Origin of the sequence: Streptomyces sp. enrichment culture (genome assembly GCF_964273255.1) — a bacterium.
GTDB lineage: Bacteria > Actinomycetota > Actinomycetes > Streptomycetales > Streptomycetaceae > Streptomyces.
On sequence record NZ_OZ186835.1, the window covers coordinates 5,951,750 to 5,977,295 of the forward strand.

Below are 25,546 nucleotides of genomic sequence, written 5' to 3' on the forward strand. Positions count from 1 at the left end.
GATTCGATGTCGAAGCGGCGGGTGCAGCACTCGTCCCCCGAGGTTCGACGCCCGCCGCTGCCAAGGACAACAGAAACGGTTCAGGAGAGGGACCATCATGGCCCACACGGCACCGCGGACCCTGGTCCGCACGCGGGAACGGATGGCCGGCGCCGTCGCGTTCCGGCCGCGCCGCGAGGGCCGCCGCCACCCGCTGGTGGCGACCTTGATGGCCCTTCCCCTGGCGGTCCTGCTCCTCCTCGTCTTCGACGGGTGGGAGACAGTGGCCACACAGGCGTCGTCCGTGGGCGAGATGCTGGGGCGCTGAACAGCGGCCCCAGGCCCGGAAGAGCGGTCCGGGCGGGGACATCGGCCCATGAAACCCCGTGGGGACGGGGGTGCGGCGGACGGCAGGATGCCGGCGCAGCTGGGGAGCTGCGCCGGCATCGTCCTGTCCGCACACCGCACACACGGCACACCGCCCCGCCTGGCATCCTGCCCCCGTGACCACCGCCTCCGCCGACCCCCTCACCACCGCGCTCGCCGCGCAGGCGCGCGCCGCCGCGCACCCGGACGGCCCGCCCCCTCGCTGCCGCTGCCCCGAGGGCACGCTCGCCGACCGCCCCGACGGTCTCGTCGTGCGCCACGGCCGCATCGTCGCCAAAGCGCACGCCCCGGACGACGACCCCGCCCGGCTGACGCGCCGGCTCGCCGCCGCCGCACGGCTCCCCGGCGTGTTCCTCGCCCCGCTCGACCGGGCCCCCGTGCCGTTGCACGGCCGCCCCGTGACCCGCTGGCCGTACGCGGAGCCCGTCGACCCGGACGACCCCGACGCCGCCCCCTGGGAAGCCGCCGCCACGCTGCTCGCGCGGCTGCACCGGGCGCCCGTGCCGGCCGCCGCCGCGGTGCCCGTGAGCCGCGGCCCGGCCAAGGCGGCCCAGGCCGTGGCCCACCTCGGGGACGCGGCGGGCGGTCACCCGGCCGCCGTCGCGGTGCTGCGCGCCTGGGCGGCGCTGCCGGGCCGGGTCCGGGGCGCGGGACCGGCGCCGGGCCCGGCCGCCCTCTGCCACGGCGACTTCCACCTGGGCCAGCTGGTCCGCCTCCCGGACGGGACCTGGCGGCTGATCGACGTGGACGACGTGGGGCTGGGCGCCCCCGCCTGGGACCTCGCCCGGCCCGCCGCCTGGTTCGCCTGCGGCCTGCTGGCCCCGGCGGAGTGGGCGCGGTTCCTCGGCGCCTACCGGGCCTCGGGCGGACCGGCCGTCCCCGCCGCCGGCGACCCCTGGCCCGTGCTCGACGTCCCGGCGCGGGCGCTGACCGTGCAGACCGCCGCCCGCGTGATCGCCGCCTGCCTGGCGGAGGGCCGTGCGCCGGACGACGTCGAGGAGGCGTTCGTCGACGCCTGCGCCCGGATGGCGGAGGTACCGGAGCCCGCCGCGGGGGAGTTGGCGCCGGAACCGACGCCGTAGGGTGCAACCGACCGGAGTCCGGACGGAGTCTGTCCTGGCGACAGGTGAAGCGGGACCGAACAGCAGGGAGTTGGAGCCGACATGCAGTGTCCGAAGTGCCACGCGCCGATGCACACCTACAACCGCAACGGCGTTCAGATCGAGCAGTGCAGCGGGTGCCGGGGGATCTTCCTGGACTACGGCGAACTGGAGTCGCTGACCCGGCTGGAGGCCCAGTGGGCGCAGCCCGCCCCGCCGCCGCCCGCGGCTCCGCAGGCATACCCGGCGGCCCCGCAGCCGCCCGCCTGGGGTGCCGCGCCGCACGGCGCCCACTACGGCCACCGCCGCCAGAAGAGCTTCGGCCGCATGCTGTTCTCCAGCTGAGTCCCGGCCCCGCCGTCCCCCGGGACGGCAAAACCCCCGGCCGCGACGGCGGCCGGGGGTTCCGGTGGTGTGGACGATACTGGGATTGAACCAGTGACCTCTTCCGTGTCAGGGAAGCGCTCTCCCGCTGAGCTAATCGTCCTCGGGTCCACGGTCACCGGCCGTGGCCGGGCGTGGGCACTGCGTGCGCGATACTGGGATTGAACCAGTGACCTCTTCCGTGTCAGGGAAGCGCTCTCCCGCTGAGCTAATCGCGCGGGACGGACCGTCGATGATCTGTCGAAGATCCAGTGGACGATACTGGGATTGAACCAGTGACCTCTTCCGTGTCAGGGAAGCGCTCTCCCGCTGAGCTAATCGTCCTTGGAGGTGGAGACGGGATTTGAACCCGTGTAGACGGCTTTGCAGGCCGTTGCCTCGCCTCTCGGCCACTCCACCAGGAGTGTAGGGGACCGGGAAGACCCCTCTTCCTTCGAGCGGACGACGAGGTTCGAACTCGCGACCTCAACCTTGGCAAGGTTGCGCTCTACCAACTGAGCTACGTCCGCCTGTCGTTTCGGTCGGCTTGCGCGTCCCGGCGACGAGGTGAACTCTAGCGGATTCCGGGGCCAGCACAAAAACGCGTTTGTGCAGCGTGCTGCGCTGCGCCCGCTCACGTCCCTGGTCAGCGCGCCGTGACGGACGTGACGACGTCACCGCAACGGCGCCCGCCCTACACTCGTCGGGTGCACGACCTCCCACCTCTCGCCCGCTTCGGCACCCGCGTCGCCACCGGTCTCCTCGACGTCACCGACGACCCCTCGGCGCTGGACTCGACGGGTTTCTGGGCCGTCTGCGCGGACTTCGAGGGCCGTCTGACCTGCGCACGCTTCCGGGACGTGCGCGAGGAGGCGGTGCCCGCACCGGCGCCGGACGCCTGGCGGGGACCGGCCCCGGACGACTGGACGTCGTCCCTCGGCCACGCCGCGTACACGGCGGGCGTCCGGGCGATCCGCGACCGCATAGCGGCCGGCGAGGTGTACCAGGCGAACCTCTGCCGGGTGCTGTCCGCGCCCGTCCCGGCCGACGCCGACGTGGACCGGCTCACCGCCCTGCTGGCGCGCGGCAACCCCGCCCCCTACGCAGGAACGATCCGCCTCCCCGCGCACGGCGTGGAGATCGCCACCGCCTCGCCCGAACTCTTCCTCCGCCGCCACGGCCGCACCGTCGAGTCCGGACCGATCAAGGGCACCGGCCGCACCGAGGCCGACCTGCTGGAGAAGGACTACACCGAGAACGTGATGATCGTGGACCTGGTCCGCAACGACCTCGGCCGGGTCTGCGCCACCGGCACCGTCTCCGTGCCCGACCTGTGTGCCGTCGAGAAGCACCCGGGACTCGTGCACCTGGTGTCCACGGTCCGCGGGGAACTGCGCGACGGGGCGGGCTGGCCCGAGCTGCTCGCCGCCGCCTTCCCGCCCGGCTCCGTCACCGGCGCCCCCAAGTCGAGCGCCCTGCGGATCATCGACGCGCTGGAGAACGGCCCCCGCGGACCGTACTGCGGGGGCATCGGCTGGGTGGACGCCGACCGCGGCACCGCCGAACTGGCCGTGGGCATCCGCACCTTCTGGATCGAACGCCGGGCGGACGGCGGCGCGGTGCTCCGGTTCGGCACCGGCGCCGGCATCACCTGGGGGTCCGACCCCGAGGGGGAGTGGCGGGAGACCGAACTGAAGGCGTCCAGGCTGCTCGCGGTAGCGTCGGGCACCCACGCGGTGAGTGAAGGGATCCGATAGGTGAAGATCTGGCTCGACGGCGGGCTGCAGGACATCGACTCCGCCCGCGTCTCCGTCCTCGACCACGGGCTGACCGTGGGCGACGGCATCTTCGAGACGGTCAAGGCCGTGGACGGCCGGCCGTTCGCGCTCACCCGCCATCTCGACCGGCTGACCCGCTCGGCCCGGGGACTCGGCCTGCCCGACCCCGACCTCGACGAGGTGCGCCGCGCGTGCGCCGCCGTCCTGGACGCCAATCCGATGCCGCTCGGCCGGCTGCGGATCACCTACACCGGTGGCCACGGCCCGCTCGGCTCCGACCGGGGCGAGCACGGCACCACCCTCGTCGTCGCCCTCGGGGAGACCACCCGCCGCCCCGACACCACCGCCGTCGTCACGGTCCCCTGGACCCGCAACGAACGCGGCGCCCTCACCGGCCTGAAGACCACCTCCTACGCGGAGAACGTCGTCGCCCTCGCCCGGGCCCGGGAACGGGGCGCCAGCGAGGCGCTGTTCGCCAACACGGTGGGGCAGCTCTGCGAGGGCACCGGCTCCAACGTGTTCGTCGTCCTCGACGGGACGCTGCACACCCCGCCCGTCGCCTCCGGCTGCCTCGCCGGGATCACCCGGGCCCTGGCCGTCGAGTGGACCGGCGCCGAGGAGACCGACCTGCCCCTGGACGTCCTGGACCGGGCCGAGGAGATCTTCCTGACCTCCACCCTCCGCGACGTCCAGGCCGTGCACCGCGTCGACGACCGCGAACTGCCCGCCGCACCCGGCCCGGTGACCGCCAAGGCGATGCGCGTCTTCGACGAGCGCTCGGCGGCCGACCTCGACCCGTGAGCGTGTCCGACAGCACCCCGGAATTCGGCTGACCCGGCGCCCGGCAGCGGGTAGAACTCCCGTGATGACCACCACCCTGCGGCCGGCCGAGCCGCTTCAGCAGAACGCCGACGGGACCCGCTCGCGCCACTACCAGGTGTGCGTCAACAGCCGCCCGGTCGGCGCGGTCCACCTCGGCACCGACCCCGTCTTCGGTGACGCGGTGGCCCGCATCATGACCCTGCGCATCCAGGAACCGGACCGCCGCCGGGGCCGCGGCACGGTGGCCGCGCTCGCCGCCGAGGAGGTGGCACGCAGCTGGGGCTGCCGCCGCATCGAGGTGTCCGTTCCCGCCGGTTCCACCGCGGGACTGGGGCTGGCCACGGCGCTCGGCTACGTGGTGCGCAACCGGAACATGGAGAAGACCCTCGACGGCCCCCCGCCCGCCCTTCCCGCGGGCAGCCGGGTCCGTCCGATGACCGACGACGAGTTCGGGCCCTACCTCGAACAGGGCAAGACCGACTACGCGCACAGCTGGAGCGAGCGCGGGGTGCCGGGCGCCGAGGCCCGCGCCAAGTCGGAGCGGGACCACGCCGTCCTGCTGCCCGACGGACGCACCAGCGAGGGCATGATCTTCAGCGTGCTGGAGCACGAGAGCACCCGGGTGGGCACCCTCTGGCTCTCCGTCCGCGGGCAGGGCGCCTACGTCTTCGACGTCGAGACCGACGCCCGCCACCGCGGCCGGGGCCACGGCCGCAGCCTGATGCTGACGGCCGAGGCCCAGGCGCTCGCCGCCGGCAAGCGCCTCATCGGGCTCAACGTCTTCGCGGACAACACCCCGGCCGAGCGCCTCTACGACTCGCTCGGCTACACGACCACGCAGTACGCGATGTACAAGCCCCTGCTCTGACGGGGCGCCCGGGCCGGGGGCGCGCGGCCCGGGCCCGGGCACACGCTCAGTCCGACCGGGCGGCGAGGAGACGGTCCGCGATCTCCTCGACGCGCTCGCGCAGGCCCTCCTGGCTCCGGCCCCCGTCGAGCCGCTCCCCGCCGATCACGTACGTCGGCGTCCCGGTCACGCCGATCGCCTTGCCCTCGGCGTGGTCGGCGTCGACGATCAGGATGTGCCGCCCGTCGATCAGGGCGGTGTCGAACTCCTCGGCGTCCAGCCCCAGCTCCCGCGCGGTCTCGACCAGGACGGACTCGCCCGCCCGTTCCAGCTGGGCGGTCCGCCCGAGCACGGCCTCCGCGTACTCCCAGCCCCGGCCCTGGACCAGCGCCTCCTCGGCGGCCTGGGCGGCGGCGAAGGCATGCTTGTGCTTCTCCAGCGGGAAGTGCCGCAGGCGTACCTCCAGACGGTCGCCGTAGCGGGCGCGCAGCGCGCGCACGTCGTCCAGGGCGGTACGGCAGTCCGGGCACTGCAGCTCGCACCACACGTCGAGCACGGGCGCGGAGGGGGCGGCGGGGGAGGACTCACTCATGGCCACAGTCTCCCAGCCGCCGCCCGCGACGCCCACAACGGCCCCGACGGCCCGCCCCCGAGGGCTCCGCGCCGGAACGGTTCCGGCGGGCGGCGTTCTGCGTGAGGGCTCCGCGCGGCGGCCCCGGGCCCTGTGCCGCGCCCGCCCTGCCGGGCCACCCGCCCTGCCGGTCCACTCCGCCCTGCCGGGCCACCCCGCCCTGCCGGGCCACCCGCCCGGTCCGCACCCCGCCGCGGGCCGGCCCGGACCGTGGCCGGGGGAGCGCCCCACTCCGGACGGACTCGTGCCGCGCTCGGCCGCGGCGCACCCTCCTCCGGTACCGGCACAGACCCTCCTCCGGCACCGGCACGCGCGGCACCGGCACCTGGGGAGGAGCCGACCCGGAGATGTCCCTGATCTCGCACCCCGGCATGGCCCGGCGGGGGCCGGAAGGTGCAGGATGGAAGGGACGAAGGGCCCACAGCGCCCGCACTCCCAGCCTGGAGGACCGGATGATTGCCGAGACCGTCTGCTCCGCCGTGTCCGCGGCCGGCCTGGGCATCGCGGTGATCACGGCCTACCGCAGGCGCTTCCTGACCGCGACGCGGATCGCCGCCTACTCCCTGGTCCCCATCGGCCTCGTCATGGCGGGCGTGGTGGAGTGGCTGGCCGACACCGCCTTCAGCCCTCTGGCCTGGGCGGGCTTCGGGCTGCTCGGTCTGTCCTGGGTGATGTTCGCGACGACCCGTGCGGTGGAGCGCCGCCGCGGCGGCACGCGCAAGGAGCGCAAGGCGGCCCGGGCGGCGGCCCAGCAGGGCGCGGTGGCCCCGGCCGCCTCGGCGCCCTCCCTCGGCCAGGGCGGCCCCCGCCAGGAGACCCGGCCCGCACCGGCCGCCCGCGGCGGCGACGACGACTTCAGCGACATCGAGGCCATCCTGAAGAAGCACGGCATCTGACCTTGCACACCGCCCGCCGGCACCACCCCGGAGGCCGGGCCGGGGCGCTCGGTGATCCGCCGGATCCCGCGGGCCCCGGCCGGGCAGAAACGTCACAGGGGGACGCGGCACGGCCGGAAGTGATCACAACCCGAAGCGTTGATCACGCAATCGGCGGTCCAGCGTTCACCCGGTGAGCGTTGATCGCTTCGCCGCGGCCGATGCGTCATTATCGCGGCGAGATGCTGGACACGACACAGAGCGATGCCGCGAGGCAGCAGGACGAGCCGCGCGGATGCCTCTTCGCCCTTTCCCAGCCACCGCTGATGATCTTCCTGGCGGTGATCGGGTGTCTGCTGCTCACGGCTGCCCTGCACGACCTGCTGTGGCTGTGAGCCGTACCCGCGGTACCCGGCGCCACCCGTCGGGGCCGCGTCGGCACGGCACCGCGCCCCCTGCCGCCGAGGCCGGGCGGTCAGCCCGCCGACGCCTCCTTGCGCCGCGCCCGGTACGCGGCCACGTGCAGGCGGTTGCCGCAGGTCCGGCTGTCGCAGTAGCGCCGCGAGCGGTTGCGGGACAGGTCGACGAAGGCGTGCCGGCAGTCGGGCGCCTCGCAGCGCCGCAGCCGCTCCTGCTCCCCGGCGACCACGAAGAAGGCGAGGGCCATGCCGCAGTCGGCGGCCAGGTGGTCGGCCACGGACGCGCCGGGGGCGAAGTAGTGCACGTGCCAGTCGTAGCCATCGTGGTCGGTGAGCCGGGGCGTGGTGCCGGCGGCGGCGATCAGCTCGTTGATCAGCCCCGCCGCCGTGCGGGCGTCGGAGGCCGCGAAGACGGCGGCGAAGCGGGACCGCAGCGTGCGCACGGCCGACAGGTCGAAGTCCGAGAGCGTCCCGACCTCACTGATGGCGTGTTTCTGGACGAAGAGCTCGAGAGCCGCGACATCCGGCAGTCCGTCCGGCGCCGTGTCGTCCTCCGGCGCGGAGTTCACCAGATCCACCACGGTGTCGAGCGCACACCGGGTGTCGTGGGTGATCAGCACGATTCGCTCCCTGGCCTGGGGTCGGGCGGGCGCCCGCCGATTGCTGGCCGATGGTAGTGGCTCCGCCCCGGGGGAACACCCGTACCGACCCGCACATGGTTTCGAGTACAACGTCCGGCGGCGGCCGCGAGTTCCCGCCCCGCGACCCGGCGTGACCGGACGCGCACGTTCCGGCATCGTGCCACGACGCTGCGGCCCCAGGGAGCCGTAGGGGCGGCCCACACGACGCGACGGCGTCGGCACCGCGGAGATCCGCGGTGCCGACGCCGTCGCGTGCCGTGATGCACGGCTGTCCTGGCCCGAGCCGTCACCCCGAGTCGACGGCGCCGGGCTGCTGGGGGAGTCCCGCCTAGCTTTCCGCCAGGATGTGCGAGAGCTCCTGATCGAGGTCGAAGTGCCGGTGTTCCGTGCCGGGCGGCACGGCGGCGTCGGTGCGCTTCAGGAAGGACTCCAGGGCCCGCGCCGGGGCCTCGAGCAGTGCCTCGCCCTCCGGGGAGCTGAGCGCGATGCAGACGACGCCCTGGCCATGGCTGCGCGACGGCCAGACGCGGACGTCGCCGGTGCCCGTGGGGCGGTGAAGTCCCTCGGCGAGGAGGTCGCGGGCGAACACCCACTCGACGGTTTCCTCGGCTCCGGTGTGGAAGGTGGCGTGCACGGCGTAGGGGTCGGCCGTGTCGTACCGCAGGCCTGCGGGGACAGGCAGGGAGGACTCGCTCGACACAACGAGGCGCAGGTGCAGCTCGCAGCTGACCGTGGTGTTCATAAGCGCCAGGGCCTTTCGCTCAGTGTGCGCTCGGGGATTCGCACGTCGGCGAAATCGACATGCCACCTACGGTGCCGTTGTAAACCCCTCTGCGTGTTTTGCGTGCGTTTACGTAACCCTTCCGGCCGAGAGATCGATCGTCCGCTGCGCCCATTCCGGTGATGCGAATCGCTCCGGTAGGGTTTGGGCGTATGAACACGGGGAGTGACAAGGCCGGCGAGGCGACCATGACAGCTGACCGAGCGGGCCGGGCCGAGGAGGACGGGGAACCCCAGGGGCGGCCGCTCGGCTCCCGGGCGCCCGCCTTCATCCAGGCCCGCAGGACCCTTCACGTCAGCTGGCAGGTCGGCGTCTTCGTCGTCGGCCTGGCCGTCGTGGCCGCGGGCGCCGCGATGCTGGTGCTGCCGGGGCCCGGCTGGGTCGTGATCTTCGCGGGCATGGCGATCTGGGGGACCGAGTTCGCCTGGGCCCAGCTGGTGCTGCGCTGGACCAAGCGCAAGGTCACCGAGGCCGCCCAGCGGGCCCTGGACCCGAAAGTGCGCCGCCGCAACCTCATCCTGACCTCGGTCGGCCTGGTGATCGCGGGCGCGCTGGCCGGCGTCTACCTGTGGAAGTTCGGCCTGGAGATGCCCTGGAAGATCAAGGACCAGTGACCCCGCGGCTCGGCCGGCCGCTCCCGTGACCGGGGAGCGGCGGCCCGGCCTCCGGTGGTCATGAGCACCCCCTGACATGGGGTAATGTTCTTCCTGCGTCCGGGCGATTAGCTCAGTGGGAGAGCGCTTCGTTCACACCGAAGAGGTCACTGGTTCGAACCCAGTATCGCCCACCGGAACACGACGGCCCGGCTCACGATCAGTGGGCCGGGCCGCTGACGTGGGGGAGGAACACTCACAGCCGTTCCCGCGCTGCGGTGACGGCCCGTTACTTTTCGTGCGGGGCGCCGCACCGGCCGCACCGCGCCCGCGAGAGCGCGGGGGCACCGGGAAGCGGAATCCGCAGAACGCCTCCGACAGCGACTTCCGGCCGCTCCCGGACTTCCCCGAAGAAGCCAACACTCGCGTATCCGGCGGGAATCCACCCCTTCCGCGCACGCGTTGCGGAATACCGGCGAATTCCCGGCACCGCCGCCGCCCGAATGCCGCACACCGTCGTCCGGAACGGCTCGGCCCCACCCAACGGCACGCCCCGCCGGACCACTTCGGACACCACGCCGGACCACGTTCCGGAGAGATCCCGCCCCGCGCGGGCACACTCCGGGCATGGACCCCAACCACTACCGCTTCCGCAGCCGGTGGGCCCTGCCCGCACCCGCACCCGTCGTCTACCGGATCCTGGAACGCGTCGAGGACTACCCCCGCTGGTGGCCCCAGGTCCGTGAGGTCACCCGGACCGACGCCACCGCGGGCACCGCCCGGATCCGCTCCGTCCTGCCCTACGACCTCGTCGTCGTCCTGCGCACGCGCCGGCGCGACCCCGCGGCCGGAATCCTGGAGGTCGGCCTCGACGGAGACATCACCGGCCGCGCCCGCTGGACCGTGACCCCCGTGCGCACCGGCGGCTGCCTCGCCCGGTACGAGCAGGAGGCCGAGGTCCGCAAGCCGCTGCTGCGCCGCCTCGCCCTGCCCGCGCACTGCCTCTTCCGCGCCAACCACGCCCTGATGATGCGCGCCGGGCGGCGCGGCCTGGCCTGGCACCTCGAAGCGGTTTGAAGGAAGCGTCCCGGGACCTGTATGGTTCAGTCCGTTCCCGGGCGATTAGCTCAGTGGGAGAGCGCTTCGTTCACACCGAAGAGGTCACTGGTTCGAACCCAGTATCGCCCACCGGGAAAGCCGGTCCGTCCCCGACGGACCGGCTTCGTCGTTCCCGGGCACCGTCTCCCCTAAGCGGCCGCCGGCAGGTCCGGGCGCAGGGGCCAGGCCGGGTCCACGGCCTCCTGGGAACCGTTGCGCGCGAACCACGTCTGCAGCCCGCGCGCCTGCGCCGCGTGCCACACCGCCTGCAGGGTGTGCAGCTCGCCCGGCGAGAGCCGCTCCAGCCGCGCCGCGAACCGCCGGCCGACCGCCCGCGTCACCTCCAGCGCCGCCACCGCGTCCGCCGCCGCGTCGTGCGCCCCGTCCAGGGGCACCTCGTAGTGCGCGCACAGGTCCGTCAGCGTGCGGCGGCCCTTGCGGTACCGGTCGAGGTGCTTGTCCAGCACCCGCGGATCCAGCACCAGCAGCGGCGTCCGGTCGAACCACCGGTTCAGCGACGACGCCCGGTGCCGGCGCAACTCCCGGTCCAGCAGCGTCAGGTCGAACGGCGCGTTCATCACCACCAACGGCCGTCCCACCCGCGCCTGTTCCGCGAGCACCTGGGCTATCTCGTACATCACCGGAGCCGGCCAGCGCCCGTGGCGCTGCACCTGCTCGTCCGTCAGACCGTGCACCTCCGTCGCGGCGGCCGGCACCGGAACACCCGGATTCACCAGCCACCGGCTGATCCGCGGACGGCTGCCCGGAGCCTCCTGGATCGCGACGGCGGCCGACACGATCCGGTCCGTCTCCACGTCCACGCCCGTCGTCTCCGTGTCGAAAGCGGCCAACGGCCCCTCGTACCAGCACGCCATACCCAACAACCCCTCGTTCACCTTCGGCAGTTGACGCACCGTCCGCTGCCCCGCCCGGGTGATACCCGCCCCGTTTGCGCCGTACGCCGGAAGGAGACAACAGGAGTACGGGTCCGCGCAGTTCAGCGGCCCGGTACGGGGAAACACTGGTTCTGGAAGGCTGTTGGCCATGGCCGTAGCGCAGCCCGAACGGGGCGGGCTGCTGCCCGGGCGCACGGCCCCCTCCCGCGGCTCCCTCGCCACCACCGCCTGCATGGAGACCCTGCAGGTCGCCTACCTGCACGCCGTCGCCGCGGCGGCCGGCTGCTCGCTGTCCCAGCCCTTCCCGGACAACGGCATCGACTGGCACGTCAGCCACAGCGCCCCGGGGCACACCGTCGACGACGAGATCACCATCAAGGTGCAGCTCAAGGCGACGTACCAGGTCGCGCCCGGCCCGCCGGGCCGCTCCTTCTCCTTCACGCTCGACAACGCGCACCTGGTCAAGCTGGCCCGCACCCCCGTGACCGTGCACAAGATCCTCGTCGTCATGCTCGTCCCGCGTTCCCCGGACGACTGGCTGCGGGCGGGCCACGACCGCCTCGAACTGCGGCACTGCTGCTACTGGGCGAACCTCGCCGGACACCCCGTCACCGGCCGCACCCGCACCACCGTGCGCATCCCCACCACGCACGTCTTCGACGACCGCGCGCTGTGCGAGATCATGGCCCGGGTCGGGACCGGAGGGACACCGTGACCCACCGCCCCACCGGCGAGCCCCCGCGCCCCGCCCGCCCGCACCCCGCCGACGCCGCCTGGCACGGCCGGCCGCCCGCACCCGGCGACGCCGACCCCGCCGTGCTCGCCGCACTCCTGCACCGCCACGGCTGGCTGCGCCGCGGCGGCACCCCCGGACGCTACGGCCGCTGGACCCCGCCCGGGCCCGCCCACGGCACGACCAGCCTGCTGGTGCCGGTGAGCCGCGCCTTCCCCGACAGCGACGACCTGCTCGCCGAGGCCCTCACCGCACTGGCCCGCGCCGGCACCCCCGCCGCCCGCGAGATCCTCGTCGCCCTCGCCGTCCCCAGCGACGAGATCCGCTGGTGGCGCGACGCCCCGACGGCTCCCGGCGGCGCCAGTGGCTGGACCACCGAGGAGGACCTGCGCGGCGCGGCCCGCCGCACCCTGCTCGCCGCCGCCCTCGCCGCCCGCGCCCGGGCCGGCTACCACGGCGCCCGCCACCGCCGCCCGGCCGCCGCCGCCCTCGACGACGTCCTGGTCGCCCCCGCGCCCGGCGGCCGCCGCCTCACCGCCTTCGTCCCCGTCCACACCGGCCGCGCCCTCGCCGTCCGCCTCCACCACGCCCTGTACGCGGCCCGCGAAGCCGTCGACTACCGCCGCGCCACCGGCTCGCCCGACGCCTTCGACACCGCCGTCGCCGCCGGGGTCTGCCACGACCTCACCGAAGCACTCGTCGCCCTCGTCCAGGGCACCGAGGGCGCCCGCGTCGGCGTCGCCTGGGCCCCGGCGGCGGGGGTGCCCGACGGCTGCACGGACCTGGCCGACCCCGTCGAGTTCTCCCCCGGGGACCTGCCCGCCCTGCGCGAGGCCGGCGCCCGCTACCGGCAGGCCGAGCCCTCCGTGCCGGTGCGGATCACCGGCACCGTGGTCCGCCTGCACCGGCCGGGCCCGGGCGGCGGCGGCACCGTGCGCCTGCGCGTCCTGGCCGGCGCCGCCCTCGGCTCCGTACGGCTCGCCCTCGACGAGACGGACTACCGCACCGCCGGCGAGGCCCACCTCGCCGGACTGCCCGTCCGGGTGCGCGGCCGGCTGGAGAGCCGGAGCGGCTTCCGCCGGATGACCGGCGTCGAGGAGGTCGTGCCCCTGGAGGGCGAGGAGGCCGAACGCGACCGGCTCATGAAGGCACTGAAGGAACACGCGGAGGCGGCGGGCGGCTTCGGCGGGATTCCCGGAGCCGCCCCCGACGGGACCGGCCCGGGCACCCGGGCCGGCGGCGACGGCGGGCGGCCGGGGGCGGCCGCGGCGGAATGATTTCGCACAGGCCCCGCCCGGGTCGGTACGATCGCACCCATGCGTGCGCTCCGGTACGGCGCCGCGACCACAGCCTTCAGTCAGGAGAGACCGGTGTCAGACGTCCGTGTGATCATCCAACGCGATTCCGAGCGGGAAGAACGCGTGGTGACGACGGGCACTACGGCCGCCGAGCTCTTCGCCGGCGACCGCTCGGTCATCGCCGCCCGTGTGTCCGGCGAGCTCAAGGACCTCTCCTGGGAAGTGCGCGACGGCGAGACCGTCGAGGGCGTCGAGATCTCCTCCGAGGACGGCCTGAACATCCTCCGTCACTCCACCGCCCACGTCATGGCCCAGGCCGTGCAGGAACTGTTCCCCGAGGCCAAGCTGGGCATCGGCCCGCCGGTCCGGGACGGCTTCTACTACGACTTCGACGTGGACCGGCCGTTCCACCCCGATGACCTCAAGGCCATCGAGAAGAAGATGCAGGAGATCCAGAAGCGCGGGCAGCGCTTCGTCCGCCGCGTCGTCACCGACGACGAGGCCCGCGCGGAACTCGCCGACGAGCCCTACAAGCTGGAGCTGATCGGCCTCAAGGGCGCCGCCTCGCACGACGACGGCGCGGACGTCGAGGTCGGCGCCGGCGAGCTGACCATCTACGACAACCTGGACGCCAAGACCGGCGAACTGTGCTGGAAGGACCTCTGCCGGGGCCCCCACCTGCCCACCACCCGGAACATCCCGGCGTTCAAGCTGATGCGCAACGCCTCGGCCTACTGGCGCGGCAGCGAGAAGAACAAGCAGCTCCAGCGCATCTACGGCACCGCCTGGCCGTCCAAGGACGAGCTGAAGGCGCACCTGGAGTTCCTCGCCGAGGCCGAGAAGCGCGACCACCGCAAGCTCGGCTCCGAGCTGGACCTGTTCTCCGTCCCGGAGCAGATCGGCTCCGGCCTCGCCGTCTTCCACCCCAAGGGCGGCATCGTCCGCCGGGTCATGGAGGACTACTCGCGCCGCCGGCACGAGGAGGAGGGCTACGAGTTCGTCTACACCCCGCACGCGACCAAGGGAAAGCTCTTCGAGATCTCGGGCCACCTGGACTGGTACGCCGACGGCATGTACCCGCCCATGCAGCTCGACGAGGGCGTGGACTACTACCTCAAGCCCATGAACTGCCCGATGCACAACCTGATCTTCGACGCGCGCGGGCGTTCCTACCGTGAACTGCCCCTGCGCTTGTTCGAGTTCGGCACCGTGTACCGGTACGAGAAGTCGGGCGTCGTGCACGGCCTGACCCGCGCCCGCGGCTTCACCCAGGACGACGCGCACATCTACTGCACCCGCGAGCAGATGTCGGAGGAGCTCGACAAGACCCTCACCTTCGTCCTGAACCTGCTGCGCGACTACGGCCTGAACGACTTCTACCTGGAGCTGTCCACCAAGGACCCGGAGAAGTTCGTCGGCACCGACGAGGCGTGGGAGGAGGCCACCGAGACGCTGCGCCAGGTCGCCGAGAAGCAGAACCTGGAACTCGTGGCCGACCCGGGCGGCGCCGCCTTCTACGGACCGAAGATCTCCGTGCAGGCCAAGGACGCCATCGGCCGCACCTGGCAGATGTCGACCATCCAGCTCGACTTCAACCTGCCGGAGCGCTTCGACCTGGAGTACACGGCCGCGGACGGCTCCAAGACCCGCCCGGTCATGATCCACCGCGCGCTGTTCGGCTCCATCGAGCGCTTCTTCGCGGTGCTCCTGGAGCACTACGCGGGCGCCTTCCCGGCGTGGCTGGCCCCGGTGCAGGCGACCGGCATCCCGATCGGCGACGCGCACGTCGAGTACCTGGAGCGGTTCGCGGCCCAGGCGCGGACCCGCGGGCTGCGGGTCGAGGTGGACTCCTCCTCGGACCGCATGCAGAAGAAGATCCGCAACGCCCAGAAGCAGAAGGTGCCGTTCATGGTCATCGCGGGCGACGAGGACATGGCCAACGGGGCCGTCTCCTTCCGCTACCGCGACGGCTCCCAGGAGAACGGCATCCCCGTCGACGAGGCCATCGCGAAGATCGTGAAGGCCGTCGAGGAGCGCGCACAGGTCTGACCCGCCCGACCCGCCACGGTACGGGCCCCCGGGAGTTCGATCCCCCGGGGGCCCGTCCCGTACTCCCCCCGGGACGCCATATGCTGCACGCATGACGAGTGAGCCGGAGCAGCAGTGGGGAGTGGGGACGCAGGACGCGTTCCAGCGTCTGTGGACGCCGCACCGGATGGCCTACATCCAGGGCGAGAACAAGCCGACCGGTCCCGGTGCCGACGACGGCTGCCCCTTCTGCTCGATCCCGGCCAAGTCCGACGAGGACGGACTGGTGCTGCGGCGCGGTGAGCGCGTCTACGCGGTGCTCAACCTGTACCCGTACACGGGGGGCCACCTCATGGTGGTGCCGTACCGGCACGTGGCCGACTACACGGACCTCACCGCCGAGGAGACGGCCGAGCTCGGCGAGCTGACCAAGCAGGCGATGACCGCGCTGCGGGCCGCCTCCGGCGCGCACGGCTTCAACATCGGCATGAACCAGGGCACCGTGGCCGGCGCCGGGATCGCCGCTCACCTGCACCAGCACGTCGTCCCGCGCTGGGGCGGCGACACCAATTTCATGCCGGTCGTGGGGCACACCAAGGTGCTGCCGCAACTGCTGGGCGACACCCGCAAGATGCTGGCGGACGCCTGGCCCTCGGCCTGAATGCCTGAACCGGCGACGAGCGAGCCGGCGACGACGACGCGACGCGACGCGAGGACACAAGGCGACGACGCGACGAGGGCGGCCGGAGGGCGCGGCGCCGGCGGGTGCCCCGGCCGGGGCACCCGCCTCAGGCGTCGTAGAGGTCGGCCTTCTTGGGCGCCGCCTCCTGCACCGCCCCGCTGAGGGCCGAGGAGCGGGCGCCGAACTTCTCGGTGTCCACGCCGTTCTCCGCCAGGACCTTGATCGCGGCGGAGTGCACCGCGCGCAGAACGGGCGTCGCGGCGCGCAGCGCGTCGTCGGCCATGAAGCGGTGCCGCCACGGCTTGTCCGCCCAGGCGTGCCGCAGGCCGAACGGCTCGGGCAGGGTCAGCTTGCCGCCCAGCCAGTACAGCAGCGGCGGGTACCAGGTCAGCGGCGCTCGGGCGGCGAGGCGCACCACCTCGTCCGCGTCGACGAGCGGGAGCTTGACCGTGCGGGTCTCCCAGAACTTCACCGACTTCTGGACCGTCTTCTCCTTGGCGGCCGGTTTCGTGGTGAACAGGGGGTGCACGGGGCCCAGTGCGTGGCCGGTGACCTCGATGCGCAGGGTCTCGTGGAGGACGGTCACCGTGATCAGCATGGTGATGACGAGCTGGCCGTCCCACAGGGTCCACTGGACCCCGAGGTAGTGGCGGTCGCCGGCGCCGAACTGCTGCTTGTTGCAGATCTCCTGTATGGCGTGCGGCTTGACCTGGTACGCCTCCACGTCGGTGCCCTCGGGCCGGGACACGGCGGTGGCGTTCTCGCCGATCGGCGTGACGATCCAGTGGCGGACGGAGGGCTTGGTGAAACCGCCGGTGTGCAGCGGACCGCGCTCCAGCATGCGCAGCCGGTCGTGGATCGCCTTGATGACGTCCCAGCTGCGGAAGGGGTTGATCTCGCGGTCCGGGTCGGCGGGGACCAGTTCCTCGGCGAGCTGCCAGCTGCCCCACCGGGTGCCCATGCCGAGTATGCCCTTGGGGCCCGCGTAGAAGACCGAGTTGGACTGCTGCTCGGCGCTGAGCCGGGCCAGGGACTGGCGCAGCTGTTCGGCGGCGGTCTCGCCGGGGCTGCTGGGCACCGCCTCGGGGACCTTGGCGCCCACGCTGCCGCCGGAGAGCAGGCTCTCCCAGCGTTCCCGCAGGTCGTGCGCGGTGCGCTCGCAGATCCGCTTCGCCCAGAACCAGCCGATGACGGGGGCGACGACGCAGGCGCGGGCGTACCAGCCCCAGAACCCGTCGAAGGGCATGCGCAGCAGGAAGAGGACCGCGAGGGCGCCCACGCCGACGAGCAGCGTGGTGGCCAGGGCCCCGGCGCGCTTGTCCTCGCGTTTGGTCATGGTGGTGCGGATCTGGAACACCAGCAGCCAGACGAGCAGGCCCGGCAGGAAGAGCACGCCGCACAGGACCATGACGGCGCTGAGCCAGTTGTCGCGCTCCCGGCGGATGCGGTGGGCGGCGAGGCTGTGCTCGACGACCACGTGCGGCTGCGTGCCGAACGACTGGACGAGCGGCGCCCGTCCGGAGCCCAGCATCCGGTCGATGACCGCCCGGGAGAACGCCTCGCCCAGGTTCGGCCGGAACAGCTTGATCCGGGGCGGTGAGACGGCCGACGCGTGCCACTCGTTGTTGGCCTTGAGGATCTCGTCGGCCTCGTTGTCCCGGTAGGCCGCCGAGGCCAGCGCGAAGGTCGGCGTGTGCCCCTCGTCACCCGTGCGCGGCACCTGCGGACCGAAGAAGTCCGCGTAACCGCTCTCAACGGTCATTCCCGCCCCCGATCGCCGCGACTGTCGTCTTGCGGCCTTCCCGACTTCCCTGCTGCGCACACCTGTTGATCAGGTCTTCAGCGTATCCGCCGCCGGGCCCGTTCGTCTGCGGACGGTGACAAACCGTGCGCGGACGGGGCCGGCCCGCTGCGGCACGGGGTGAAGCGTTCCGCGGCGCGCGGAGCGGGAGGCGCGTGCGCGGGCGCCCGGCGACGGTTCGCGCGGGCGCCGGGCGCCGCCCCACGCCGCCGCCCGGGCCGCACCCACCGCACCGCGCGCGCCACGGAGCACGACGAGGCCGCCGCTCGCCCTACGACGCCGCCCGGACCTCCTGACGGAGGCGCTGCGCGACCTGCGGCGGCATCGGCTCGTGCCGTGCGTAGCGGCGGCTGAAGCGGGCGGTGCCGTGCGAGAGCGAGCGCAGGTCCACGGCGTACCGGCCGATCTCGATCTCGGGCACCTCGGCGCGGACGAGGGTGCGCCCGGCAGCGGACTGTTCGGTGCCCAGGACCCGGCCGCGGCGGCCCGACAGGTCGCTCATCACCGGGCCCACGTAGTCGTCGCCGACCAGGACCGTGACCTCGGCGACGGGTTCCAGGAGGTGGATCGTCGCCTGGGCCGCGGCCTCCCGCAGGGCCAGCGCGCCGGCCGTCTGGAAGGCGGCGTCGGAGGAGTCCACCGAGTGCGCCTTGCCGTCCAGCAGGGTCACCCGCACGTCGATCAGCGGATGCCCGTCGGCCACACCCCTCGCCGCCTGCGCCCGCACGCCCTTCTCCACGGAGGGGATGAACTGCCGCGGCACCGCGCCGCCGACGACCTTGTCGACGAACTCGATGCCGGAGCCGCCGGGCAGGGGCTCCACCTCGATCTCGCAGATCGCGAACTGGCCGTGCCCGCCGGACTGCTTGACGTGCCGGCCCCGCCCGGACGCGGGGGAGCCGAAGGTCTCCCGCAGCGCCACCTGGTGCGGCACCACGTCGACCTGGACGCCGTAGCGGCTGCGCAGCCGCTCCAGGGCGACGTCGGCGTGCGCCTCGCCCAGGCACCACAGGACCACCTGGTGGGTGTCCTGGTTCTGTTCGAGCCGCATGGTGGGGTCCTCGGCGACGAGCCGGGACAGCCCCTGGGAGAGTTTGTCCTCGTCGGGCTTGCTGTGGGCCCGGATGGCCAGCGGGAGCAGCGGGTCGGGCATCTCCCACGGTTCCATCAGCAGCGGGTCGTCCTTGGCGGACAGGGTGTCGCCGGTCTCGGCGCGGCCGAGCTTCGCCACGCACGCCAGGTCCCCGGCGACGACGTGCGGCACCGGGCGCTGCTGCTTGCCGAACGGCGTGGTCAGGGCGCCGATGCGTTCGTCGACGTCGTGATCCTCGTGACCGCGGTCGGCCAGGCCGTGCCCGGAGACGTGGACGGTCTGGTCGGCGCGCAGGGTGCCGGAGAAGACGCGGACGAGGGACAGCCGGCCCACGTAGGGGTCGGAGGAGGTCTTCACGACCTCGGCGACCAGCGGGGCCCCGGGGTCGCAGGGCGTCAGCTCGCGCGGCCTGCCGTCGACCGTGGTGACCCGGGGCGTGCCGTGCTCCAGGGGCGTCGGGAACCCGCCCGTGACCAGGTCCAGCAGCTCGACCGTGCCCAGGCCCTGGCGGGCCCCGTCGGCGGCGGGGGCGGCGGCCAGGACGGGGAAGAACACCCCGCGGGCCACGGCGCGCTCCAGGTCCTCGATCAGGATGCCGGTGTCGATGTCCTCGCCGCCGAGGTAGCGGTCCATGAGGGTCTCGTCCTCGCTCTCGGCGATGATCCCCTCGATGAGCCGGTTGCGGGCGTCCGCGATGAGCGGCAGCTGGTCCGGGCCGGGCTCGGACTCCTTGCGCTCGCCGGTGGAGTAGTCGAACAGCTTCTGCGACAGCAGCCCGGTCAGGCCGGTCACGGGGGCGTGCCCGTCGGGTCCCTCCGGGCCGCGCAGCGGCAGGTAGAGCGGCAGGACGGCGTCGGGGTCGTCACCGCCGAACGCCTCGGCGCACACCCGGGTCATCTCCTCGAAGTCGGCGCGGGCCGCCTCCAGGTGGGTGACGACGATGGCGCGGGGCATGCCGACGGCCGCGCACTCGTCCCAGACCATGCGGGTGGAGCCGTCCACGCCGTCGGAGGCGGAGACGACGAAGAGGGCCGCGTCCGCCGCGCGCAGACCGGCCCTGAGCTCACCGACGAAGTCGGCGTATCCGGGGGTGTCGAGGAGGTTGACCTTGATGCCGTCCCATTCGACGGGCACCAGGGAGAGCTGCACCGAGCGCTGCTGCCGGTGCTCGATCTCGTCGTAGTCGGAGAGCGTGCCGCCGTCCTCCACGCGGCCCGCCCGGTTCACCGCTCCCGCGGTCAGTGCGAGAGCTTCCACCAGGGTTGTCTTGCCCGCTCCGGAGTGGCCGACCAGCACCACATTCCGTACGGACGCGGGGTGGTCGGCCGCCTGTGCCCTGCCGGCGGCTCCGGGGTGTGTGTGCGCCTTGTCGCCCATGGTCCTGCCTCCCGTGCACGGTGAGGTCGCTGTGGGCGCGGACCGGCGGAATCCGCGTGCGGTGCGGCTCCGGCGGCGCCCGCGGTATTCCGAGCTTTCCACTCCGGTCACGGTGCGTCCATACGGAGGACGCGCGCCGTGCGCCGGGACGGCTGCGCGCAGCGCTCCCGCGTCCCGATGTCCCGTGCCCCCGCGGGCCGTCGGGGCGGGTGCCCGGCCGCCCGTGCGGCCGCGTGACTACGATGGGCCAGCCGGTGGCCAGCAGGGGCCGCGCGGCCACACCGACCGTCGGGAAGGCCATGCTGAACAAGTACGCGCGTGCATTCTTCACGCGTGTCCTCACGCCGTTCGCCGCGTTTCTCATCCGGCGGGGGGTCAGCCCCGACACGGTCACGCTCATCGGTACCGCCGGCGTGGTCGCGGGTGCGCTGGTCTTCTACCCCATGGGCGAGTTCTTCTGGGGCACGGTCGTGATCACGCTCTTCGTGTTCTCCGACCTGGTCGACGGCAACATGGCCCGCCAGCTGGGCCGCTCCAGCCGCTGGGGCGCCTTCCTGGACTCCACCCTCGACCGGGTCGCCGACGGGGCGATCTTCGGCGGCTTCGCCCTGTGGTACGCGGCCGGGGGCGACGACACGGTGCTGTGCGCCGTCTCGATCTTCTGCCTGGCCAGCGGCCAGGTCGTGTCGTACACCAAGGCGCGCGGCGAGTCGATCGGCCTGCCGGTCGCGGTGAACGGACTGGTGGAGCGGGCCGAGCGGCTGGTGATCTCCCTGGTCGCCGCCGGTCTCGCCGGACTGCACGCGTTCGGCGTGCCCGGCATCCAGTACCTGCTGCCGGTCGCCCTGTGGATCGTCGCCGTCGGCAGCCTCGTCACGCTGGTCCAGCGGGTCGTCACGGTGCGCCGGGAGGCCGCCGAGGCGGACGCGGCGGCCGACGGCACCGCGGCCGGGGACGCGGCCGCCGGTGACGCGACGGCGCCGGACACCGGTGCGGCCGGCCCGCGCACCGGCGAGGAGGGCACCGCGGGCGGCGCGGTCGCGGACCGCGGCGGCCGCCGGGGGAGCGGGGCGGCGACGTGAGTGCCCGGGAGCGCCTGACCGACGGCCTGTACGGCGCCGGCTGGAGCACGGTGAAGAAGCTGCCCGAGCCCGTCGCCGCCGGACTGGGCCGGACCATCGCCGACCTCGCGTGGCGGCGGCGCGGCACCGGCGTGCTGCGCCTGGAGGGCAACTACGCGCGGGTGGTGCCCGACGCGGGCCCGCGGCGGCTCGCCGAACTGTCCCGCGCGGGCATGCGGTCCTACCTGCGCTACTGGATGGAGTCCTTCCGGCTGCCCGCCTGGAGCGAGGAGCGCATCAGGAACGGCTTCGAACCCGACGACCTGCACCACCTCACCGAGGGCATGGCGGCCGGGAAGGGCGTCGTCCTGGCACTGCCGCACCTCGCCAACTGGGACCTCGCCGGCGCCTGGGTCACCACCCGGCTGGGCATCCCGTTCACCACCGTCGCCGAGCGCCTGAAGCCGGAGACGCTGTACGACCGGTTCGTCGCCTACCGCGAGGGCCTGGGCATGGAGGTCCTGCCGCACAGCGGCGGCACGGCCTTCGGCACCCTGGCCCGACGGCTGCGCGACGGCGGCCTGGTCTGCCTGGTCGCCGACCGGGACCTGTCCGCCTCGGGCGTCGAGGTGGACTTCTTCGGCGAGACCGCGCGGATGCCGGCCGGCCCCGCCCTGCTCGCGCAGCAGACCGGGGCGCGGCTGCTGCCCGTGACCCTCTGGTACGACGACTCGCCCGTGATGCGGGGCCGTGTGCACCCGCCGGTCGAGGTGCCCGAGTCAGGTACGCGCGCCGAGAAGACGTCCGTCATGACACAGGCGCTGGCCGACGCCTACGCCACCGGGATCGCCGCCCATCCGGAGGACTGGCACATGCTCCAGCGCTTGTGGCTCAAGGACCTCGACCCCGCCCGTGACCCCGCCCGGCGAACCCCGCAGGCCCGGGAGGACACCCCGTGAGAATCGGCATCGTCTGCCCGTACTCGTGGGACGTCCCCGGCGGCGTCCAGTTCCACATCCGGGACCTGGCCGAGTACTTCATCCGCCTGGGCCACGAGGTCTCCGTGCTCGCCCCCGCCGACGACGACACCCCGCTCCCGCCGTACGTCGTCTCCGCCGGCCGTGCGGTACCGGTGCCCTACAACGGCTCGGTGGCCCGGCTGAACTTCGGCTTCCTGTCGGCGGCCCGGGTACGGCGCTGGCTGCACGAGGGCGCCTTCGACGTCATCCACATCCACGAGCCGACCTCTCCGTCGCTGGGCCTGCTGACCTGCTGGGCCGCCCAGGGGCCGATCGTCGCCACCTTCCACACGTCCAACCCGCGGTCGCGCGCCATGATCGCCGCGTACGCGATCCTCCAGGCGGCCCTGGAGAAGATCAGCGCGCGGATCGCGGTCAGCGAGTACGCCCGGCGCACCCTCGTCGAGCACCTGGGCGGCGACGCGGTGGTCATCCCCAACGGCGTCGACGTGGACTTCTTCGCGCGGGCCGAGCCGAAGCCCGAGTGGCAGGGCGACACCATCGGCTTCATCGGCCGGATCGACGAACCCCGCAAGGGCCTGCCCGTGCTGATGCGGGCCCTGCCGAAGATCCTCGCCGCCCGCCCGCAGACCCGGCTCCTGGTGGCCGGACGCGGCGACGAGGAGGAGGCCGTGGAGACGCTTCCCGCACAGCTGCGCTCGCGGGTGGAGTTCCTCGGCATGATCAGCGACGAGGACAAGGCGCGCCTGCTCCGCAGCGTCGACCTCTACGTGGCCCCCAACACCGGCGGCGAGAGCTTCGGCATCATCCTCGTCGAGGCCATGTCCGCCGGCGCCCCCGTCCTCGCCTCCGACCTCGACGCCTTCGCGCAGGTCCTCGACCGCGGCGAGGCCGGCGAGCTGTTCCCCAACGAGGACGCCGACGCACTCGCCTCGGCGGCCGTACGGCTCCTCGGGGACCCCGAGCGCCGCGCCAAGCTTCGCGACCGAGGCAGCACCCACGTCCGCCGCTTCGACTGGTCCACCGTGGGCGCCGACATCCTCTCCGTCTACGAGACGGTCACCGCCGGCGCGGCAGCCGTAGCGGCCGACGACCGCACCACGGGCCTGTGGTCCCGCTTCGGCCTGGCCCGGGACTGAACCTTCCGGGGGTGCCCGCAGGTCAGGGGGCGGGCTCATCCACCGCCCGTCCGGCGTGGGGCCGAGGCTTGGGGCGCCTGTTGTCAGGGGGCTCACCCTGCCCGTCCGGCGTGCGGCGGAGCTTGCGGGCGCCCCTGGTGCCGATGGGTGGGGCTCCTTCTGCCCGTCCGGCGTGCGGGCGGAGCTTCGGGGTGTCGTCGTCGCCGCAGGGTGTGGCTTTTCAGCCCGTCCGGCGTTTGAGGACGAGGCCGTTGAGGCCGATGCGGGGGTCCGGGGGCGGCAGCCCCTGAGGGCGGTGCCTGCGGCGGGGGTGCGCTCACTCCGCCCGTCCGGCGCGCGGCGGAGCCCCGGGGTGCCGTCGTCGCCGCGGGGTGTGGCTTTTCAGCCCGTCCGGCGTTTGAGGACGAGGCCGTTGAGGCCGACGCGGGGGTCCGGGGACGGCAGCCCCCGGGGACGGCGCGCCGACAGCCGACGGCACGTCACACCACCCGCACCCCCAGCGGAGCGCCCCGGTAGCCTTGCCGCCCGTGACCGCAACCCTCATCTGGATCCTCGTCGCCCTCGTCCTGATCGGCCTGTACCTGAGCTGGACGGCCGGACGCCTGGACCGGCTGCACGCGCGGATCGACGCCGCGCGGGCCGCGCTGGACGCCCAGTTGCTGCGCCGCGCCTCGGTGACGCAGGAACTGGCCACCTCGGGCGTGCTCGACCCCGCCGCCTCGATCGTGTTGTACGAGGCGGCGCACGCCGCCCGGCAGGCGGTGGAGGAGCAGCGCGAGGTCGCCGAGAGCGAGCTGAGCCAGGCCCTGCGCGCGGTGTTCGCGGAGGCGCCGCAGGTCGACGTGGTCCGTGAGGCGCCCGGGGGAGAGGCCGCGGCCCAGGAGCTCTCCGAGGCCGTGCGCCGGGTGCCGATGGCCCGCCGCTTCCACAACGACGCCGTGCGGGCGGCCCGCGCGCTGCGCCGCCACCGCAAGGTGCGCTGGTTCCGGCTGGCGGGGCACGCACCGTTCCCGATGGCCTTCGAGATGGACGACGAGCCCCCCGCCCCCCTGGTGGAACGGGCGGCCTGACGGGCGGCCTGGCGACGACATCCGCCCGTCCCGTCCCGTACCGGCCGGCGGCCCGCGAAAACGATCCACCGGCTTCCCATTGGCCCTTGCTGTGGACTGGTCCGCTCACGTTTCCTCGGTGCAGCAGGAATCCTCCCCATCCCCTCAGTGAGGTCACTCGTGTCCAGCACGCTCTCCGAGAACCAGGCCCCCGAGACCGGCACCGCCCGCGTGAAGCGCGGCATGGCCGAGCAGCTCAAGGGCGGTGTGATCATGGACGTCGTCACGCCGGAGCAGGCGAAGATCGCCGAGGACGCCGGTGCGGTCGCCGTCATGGCCCTGGAGCGGGTCCCGGCGGACATCCGCAAGGACGGCGGCGTGGCCCGCATGTCCGACCCGGACATGATCGAGGGCATCATCGACGCGGTGTCCATCCCGGTGATGGCCAAGTCCCGCATCGGCCACTTCGTCGAGGCCCAGGTGCTGCAGTCGCTCGGTGTCGACTACATCGACGAGTCCGAGGTCCTGACCCCGGCCGACGAGGTCAACCACTCCGACAAGTGGTCGTTCACCACGCCGTTCGTGTGCGGCGCCACCAACCTGGGCGAGGCCCTGCGCCGGATCGCCGAGGGCGCCGCGATGATCCGCTCCAAGGGCGAGGCCGGCACCGGCAACGTCGTCGAGGCGGTACGCCACCTGCGCCAGATCAAGAACGAGATCGCCAGGCTGCGCGGCTACGACAACCACGAGCTGTACGCCGCCGCCAAGGAGCTGCGCGCCCCGTACGAGCTGGTCAAGGAGGTCTCCGAGCTGGGCAGGCTGCCCGTCGTGCTGTTCTCCGCCGGCGGTGTGGCCACGCCCGCCGACGCCGCCCTGATGCGTCAGCTCGGCGCCGAGGGCGTCTTCGTGGGCTCCGGCATCTTCAAGTCCGGCGACCCGGCCAAGCGCGCCGCCGCCATCGTGAAGGCGACCACCTTCTACGACGACCCGAAGATCATCGCGGACGCGTCCCGCAACCTCGGTGAGGCCATGGTCGGCATCAACTGCGACACCCTCCCCGAGGCCGAGCGCTACGCCAACCGCGGCTGGTAGGCG

Annotated in this window: 25 protein-coding genes and 7 tRNA genes; 21 read left to right on the forward strand and 11 right to left on the reverse strand. The window is 73.4% G+C overall.

What is annotated here, in order from left to right:
* Positions 1 to 97 precede the first annotated feature (97 nt).
* The 3 genes from ACSU53_RS25935 to ACSU53_RS25945 all read left to right on the forward strand — a co-directional run bounded on the left by ACSU53_RS25935 (position 98) and on the right by ACSU53_RS25945 (position 1,811).
* On the forward strand, positions 98 to 307 hold the full coding sequence (locus ACSU53_RS25935; protein ID WP_437031496.1) for a hypothetical protein: 210 nt from the start codon (positions 98 to 100) through the stop codon (positions 305 to 307).
* Between the two features lie 175 nt (positions 308 to 482).
* Entirely contained in the window at positions 483 to 1,448 is a 966-nt protein-coding gene (locus tag ACSU53_RS25940) for a phosphotransferase (RefSeq protein WP_437031498.1), read from the forward strand.
* Positions 1,449 to 1,529: 81 nt separating this feature from the next.
* Entirely contained in the window at positions 1,530 to 1,811 is a 282-nt protein-coding gene (locus ACSU53_RS25945; protein ID WP_164438894.1) for a zf-TFIIB domain-containing protein, read from the forward strand.
* A 70-nt stretch (positions 1,812 to 1,881) separates the two neighbouring features.
* Here the strand turns inward: ACSU53_RS25945 and ACSU53_RS25950 are convergent.
* From ACSU53_RS25950 to ACSU53_RS25970, 5 genes are all read right to left on the reverse strand, one after another.
* Positions 1,882 to 1,953: transfer RNA gene (locus tag ACSU53_RS25950), tRNA-Val, on the reverse strand.
* A 43-nt stretch (positions 1,954 to 1,996) separates the two neighbouring features.
* A tRNA-Val gene (locus tag ACSU53_RS25955) sits at positions 1,997 to 2,068 on the reverse strand.
* A gap of 34 nt (positions 2,069 to 2,102) precedes the next feature.
* A tRNA-Val gene (locus tag ACSU53_RS25960) sits at positions 2,103 to 2,174 on the reverse strand.
* Between the two features lies 1 nt (position 2,175).
* Positions 2,176 to 2,249: transfer RNA gene (locus ACSU53_RS25965), tRNA-Cys, on the reverse strand.
* Positions 2,250 to 2,286: 37 nt separating this feature from the next.
* Positions 2,287 to 2,359: transfer RNA gene (locus ACSU53_RS25970), tRNA-Gly, on the reverse strand.
* Between the two features lie 177 nt (positions 2,360 to 2,536).
* Between ACSU53_RS25970 and ACSU53_RS25975 the strand changes: the two genes are divergently transcribed.
* The 3 genes from ACSU53_RS25975 to ACSU53_RS25985 all read left to right on the forward strand — a co-directional run bounded on the left by ACSU53_RS25975 (position 2,537) and on the right by ACSU53_RS25985 (position 5,297).
* Entirely contained in the window at positions 2,537 to 3,586 is a 1,050-nt protein-coding gene (locus ACSU53_RS25975) for a chorismate-binding protein (RefSeq protein WP_437031500.1), read from the forward strand.
* On the forward strand, positions 3,587 to 4,408 hold the full coding sequence (locus ACSU53_RS25980; protein ID WP_437031502.1) for an aminotransferase class IV: 822 nt from the start codon (positions 3,587 to 3,589) through the stop codon (positions 4,406 to 4,408).
* A 64-nt stretch (positions 4,409 to 4,472) separates the two neighbouring features.
* Positions 4,473 to 5,297, forward strand: coding sequence for a GNAT family N-acetyltransferase (locus ACSU53_RS25985; protein WP_437031504.1), 825 nt, complete (start codon positions 4,473 to 4,475; stop codon positions 5,295 to 5,297).
* Positions 5,298 to 5,343: 46 nt separating this feature from the next.
* Here ACSU53_RS25985 and ACSU53_RS25990 read toward each other — a convergent pair whose 3' ends face one another.
* Complete coding sequence (locus ACSU53_RS25990) at positions 5,344 to 5,868, reverse strand: DsbA family protein (RefSeq protein WP_437031507.1); 525 nt, start codon at positions 5,866 to 5,868, stop codon at positions 5,344 to 5,346.
* Positions 5,869 to 6,359: 491 nt separating this feature from the next.
* Between ACSU53_RS25990 and ACSU53_RS25995 the strand changes: the two genes are divergently transcribed.
* Positions 6,360 to 6,803, forward strand: coding sequence for a hypothetical protein (locus ACSU53_RS25995; protein ID WP_437031509.1), 444 nt, complete (start codon positions 6,360 to 6,362; stop codon positions 6,801 to 6,803).
* Positions 6,804 to 7,024: 221 nt separating this feature from the next.
* Positions 7,025 to 7,177, forward strand: coding sequence for a hypothetical protein (locus ACSU53_RS26000; protein ID WP_362093212.1), 153 nt, complete (start codon positions 7,025 to 7,027; stop codon positions 7,175 to 7,177).
* 80 nt (positions 7,178 to 7,257) lie between these two features.
* Here the strand turns inward: ACSU53_RS26000 and ACSU53_RS26005 are convergent, their stop codons facing one another.
* Positions 7,258 to 7,821 (reverse strand): CGNR zinc finger domain-containing protein, encoded by a 564-nt coding sequence (locus tag ACSU53_RS26005; protein WP_437031511.1) that lies wholly within the window; start codon positions 7,819 to 7,821, stop codon positions 7,258 to 7,260.
* Positions 7,822 to 8,170: 349 nt separating this feature from the next.
* Complete coding sequence (locus ACSU53_RS26010; protein ID WP_004002642.1) at positions 8,171 to 8,584, reverse strand: SsgA family sporulation/cell division regulator; 414 nt, start codon at positions 8,582 to 8,584, stop codon at positions 8,171 to 8,173.
* A gap of 191 nt (positions 8,585 to 8,775) precedes the next feature.
* Here ACSU53_RS26010 and ACSU53_RS26015 point away from each other — a divergent pair, with 191 nt between their 5' ends.
* From ACSU53_RS26015 to ACSU53_RS26030, 4 genes are all read left to right on the forward strand, one after another.
* Entirely contained in the window at positions 8,776 to 9,237 is a 462-nt protein-coding gene (locus ACSU53_RS26015; RefSeq protein ID WP_437031513.1) for a TIGR02611 family protein, read from the forward strand.
* Between the two features lie 101 nt (positions 9,238 to 9,338).
* Positions 9,339 to 9,410 (forward strand) — tRNA-Val (locus tag ACSU53_RS26020).
* A gap of 433 nt (positions 9,411 to 9,843) precedes the next feature.
* The gene (locus ACSU53_RS26025; RefSeq protein ID WP_437031515.1) at positions 9,844 to 10,293 is read left to right on the forward strand and encodes an SRPBCC family protein; all 450 of its coding nucleotides are present in this window, start codon (positions 9,844 to 9,846) and stop codon (positions 10,291 to 10,293) included.
* Between the two features lie 39 nt (positions 10,294 to 10,332).
* A tRNA-Val gene (locus ACSU53_RS26030) sits at positions 10,333 to 10,404 on the forward strand.
* Between the two features lie 59 nt (positions 10,405 to 10,463).
* On the opposite strand, the gene ACSU53_RS26035 is transcribed toward ACSU53_RS26030, so the two are convergent.
* Positions 10,464 to 11,189, reverse strand: a complete 726-nt coding sequence (locus ACSU53_RS26035; protein ID WP_437033410.1) for a 3'-5' exonuclease — start codon at positions 11,187 to 11,189, stop codon at positions 10,464 to 10,466.
* Positions 11,190 to 11,358: 169 nt separating this feature from the next.
* On the opposite strand from ACSU53_RS26035, the gene ACSU53_RS26040 reads away from it, so the two are divergent.
* The 4 genes from ACSU53_RS26040 to ACSU53_RS26055 all read left to right on the forward strand — a co-directional run bounded on the left by ACSU53_RS26040 (position 11,359) and on the right by ACSU53_RS26055 (position 15,930).
* Positions 11,359 to 11,925, forward strand: coding sequence for a DUF4365 domain-containing protein (locus ACSU53_RS26040; RefSeq protein WP_437031517.1), 567 nt, complete (start codon positions 11,359 to 11,361; stop codon positions 11,923 to 11,925).
* A complete protein-coding gene (locus tag ACSU53_RS26045) occupies positions 11,922 to 13,220 on the forward strand; it encodes a hypothetical protein (protein WP_437031520.1) in 1,299 nt (432 codons plus the stop codon). The genes ACSU53_RS26040 and ACSU53_RS26045 overlap by 4 nt, the downstream gene beginning before the upstream one ends.
* 93 nt (positions 13,221 to 13,313) lie before the next feature.
* Positions 13,314 to 15,290 (forward strand): threonine--tRNA ligase, encoded by a 1,977-nt coding sequence (gene thrS, locus ACSU53_RS26050; RefSeq protein WP_437031522.1) that lies wholly within the window; start codon positions 13,314 to 13,316, stop codon positions 15,288 to 15,290.
* A gap of 91 nt (positions 15,291 to 15,381) precedes the next feature.
* The gene (locus ACSU53_RS26055; protein WP_432058776.1) at positions 15,382 to 15,930 is read left to right on the forward strand and encodes an HIT family protein; all 549 of its coding nucleotides are present in this window, start codon (positions 15,382 to 15,384) and stop codon (positions 15,928 to 15,930) included.
* Between the two features lie 127 nt (positions 15,931 to 16,057).
* On the opposite strand, the gene ACSU53_RS26060 is transcribed toward ACSU53_RS26055, so the two are convergent.
* Both ACSU53_RS26060 and ACSU53_RS26065 read right to left on the reverse strand, forming a co-directional pair.
* Positions 16,058 to 17,713 carry a hypothetical protein gene (locus tag ACSU53_RS26060; protein ID WP_437031524.1) on the reverse strand — a complete coding sequence of 552 codons (1,656 nt, stop codon included), beginning with the start codon at positions 17,711 to 17,713 and terminating at the stop codon, positions 16,058 to 16,060.
* Between the two features lie 310 nt (positions 17,714 to 18,023).
* The gene (locus ACSU53_RS26065) at positions 18,024 to 20,222 is read right to left on the reverse strand and encodes an elongation factor G-like protein EF-G2 (protein ID WP_437031526.1); all 2,199 of its coding nucleotides are present in this window, start codon (positions 20,220 to 20,222) and stop codon (positions 18,024 to 18,026) included.
* A 242-nt stretch (positions 20,223 to 20,464) separates the two neighbouring features.
* Between ACSU53_RS26065 and pgsA the strand changes: the two genes are divergently transcribed.
* From pgsA to pdxS, 5 genes are all read left to right on the forward strand, one after another.
* On the forward strand, positions 20,465 to 21,304 hold the full coding sequence (pgsA, locus tag ACSU53_RS26070; RefSeq protein WP_437033412.1) for a phosphatidylinositol phosphate synthase: 840 nt from the start codon (positions 20,465 to 20,467) through the stop codon (positions 21,302 to 21,304).
* Positions 21,301 to 22,242: a phosphatidylinositol mannoside acyltransferase gene (locus ACSU53_RS26075; RefSeq protein ID WP_437031528.1), complete on the forward strand. Its 942-nt coding sequence runs from the start codon at positions 21,301 to 21,303 to the stop codon at positions 22,240 to 22,242. Before pgsA ends, ACSU53_RS26075 begins: the two co-directional genes overlap by 4 nt.
* Complete coding sequence (locus tag ACSU53_RS26080; protein WP_437031530.1) at positions 22,239 to 23,402, forward strand: glycosyltransferase family 4 protein; 1,164 nt, start codon at positions 22,239 to 22,241, stop codon at positions 23,400 to 23,402. Before ACSU53_RS26075 ends, ACSU53_RS26080 begins: the two co-directional genes overlap by 4 nt.
* A 527-nt stretch (positions 23,403 to 23,929) precedes the next feature.
* Positions 23,930 to 24,472, forward strand: a complete 543-nt coding sequence (locus tag ACSU53_RS26085; RefSeq protein WP_437031532.1) for a hypothetical protein — start codon at positions 23,930 to 23,932, stop codon at positions 24,470 to 24,472.
* A 159-nt stretch (positions 24,473 to 24,631) separates the two neighbouring features.
* Positions 24,632 to 25,543, forward strand: coding sequence for a pyridoxal 5'-phosphate synthase lyase subunit PdxS (gene pdxS / locus ACSU53_RS26090; protein ID WP_437031534.1), 912 nt, complete (start codon positions 24,632 to 24,634; stop codon positions 25,541 to 25,543).
* Positions 25,544 to 25,546: the final 3 nt, after the last annotated feature.

Coding starts and splice junctions, on each gene's coding strand:
- ACSU53_RS25935 (WP_437031496.1), top strand. CDS start 98: ATGGCCCACACGGCACCGCGGACCCTGGTCCGCACGCGGGAACGGATG.
- ACSU53_RS25945 (WP_164438894.1), top strand. CDS start 1,530: ATGCAGTGTCCGAAGTGCCACGCGCCGATGCACACCTACAACCGCAAC.
- ACSU53_RS25985 (WP_437031504.1), top strand. CDS start 4,473: ATGACCACCACCCTGCGGCCGGCCGAGCCGCTTCAGCAGAACGCCGAC.
- ACSU53_RS25990 (WP_437031507.1), bottom strand. CDS start 5,868: ATGAGTGAGTCCTCCCCCGCCGCCCCCTCCGCGCCCGTGCTCGACGTG.
- ACSU53_RS25995 (WP_437031509.1), top strand. CDS start 6,360: ATGATTGCCGAGACCGTCTGCTCCGCCGTGTCCGCGGCCGGCCTGGGC.
- ACSU53_RS26000 (WP_362093212.1), top strand. CDS start 7,025: ATGCTGGACACGACACAGAGCGATGCCGCGAGGCAGCAGGACGAGCCG.
- ACSU53_RS26010 (WP_004002642.1), bottom strand. CDS start 8,584: ATGAACACCACGGTCAGCTGCGAGCTGCACCTGCGCCTCGTTGTGTCG.
- ACSU53_RS26015 (WP_437031513.1), top strand. CDS start 8,776: ATGAACACGGGGAGTGACAAGGCCGGCGAGGCGACCATGACAGCTGAC.
- ACSU53_RS26025 (WP_437031515.1), top strand. CDS start 9,844: ATGGACCCCAACCACTACCGCTTCCGCAGCCGGTGGGCCCTGCCCGCA.
- ACSU53_RS26035 (WP_437033410.1), bottom strand. CDS start 11,189: ATGGCGTGCTGGTACGAGGGGCCGTTGGCCGCTTTCGACACGGAGACG.
- ACSU53_RS26040 (WP_437031517.1), top strand. CDS start 11,359: ATGGCCGTAGCGCAGCCCGAACGGGGCGGGCTGCTGCCCGGGCGCACG.
- ACSU53_RS26055 (WP_432058776.1), top strand. CDS start 15,382: ATGACGAGTGAGCCGGAGCAGCAGTGGGGAGTGGGGACGCAGGACGCG.
- ACSU53_RS26060 (WP_437031524.1), bottom strand. CDS start 17,713: ATGACCGTTGAGAGCGGTTACGCGGACTTCTTCGGTCCGCAGGTGCCG.
- ACSU53_RS26065 (WP_437031526.1), bottom strand. CDS start 20,222: ATGGGCGACAAGGCGCACACACACCCCGGAGCCGCCGGCAGGGCACAG.
- pgsA (WP_437033412.1), top strand. CDS start 20,465: ATGGGCCAGCCGGTGGCCAGCAGGGGCCGCGCGGCCACACCGACCGTC.